The sequence below is a fragment of the Stenotrophomonas sp. SrG genome (assembly GCF_050031795.1).
Taxonomy (GTDB): domain Bacteria; phylum Pseudomonadota; class Gammaproteobacteria; order Xanthomonadales; family Xanthomonadaceae; genus Stenotrophomonas; species Stenotrophomonas rhizophila_A.
In genome coordinates this window covers 1-233 of record NZ_JBNBBE010001522.1, presented here as the reverse complement: position 1 = coordinate 233, position 233 = coordinate 1, and the positions used below count along the sequence as shown (strand labels likewise).

Sequence of the window (233 nt, the reverse complement as noted above, 5' to 3'; positions counted from 1 at the left end):
AGCGTTGGCTCAGCGATACCGAAATGGCCGGGCGGGTGCCGTCTTAGTTCGGCGCCTCCAGCAGGTACTGCACCATCGCGGTGGTATCGCCGGCGCGGAAGCCGCGGCTGCGTTCGCTGACGGTCTCGGCGCGCGAGGCGCTGAGGTTGACCTGCGCGGTCCCGCGCCTGGCTCTAATACCCATCTCCGAGCCCACGAGACTGAGTACAACATCGAGTATGCCGTCTTCTGAT

1 pseudogene is annotated in these 233 nt (G+C 65.2%); it reads right to left on the bottom strand.

Going from position 1 to position 233, the window contains the following annotated elements:
* Window positions 1-43 precede the first annotated feature (43 nt).
* Window positions 44-233 (bottom strand): annotated as a pseudogene (locus ACQG3P_RS24480) (hypothetical protein); the annotation flags it as partial.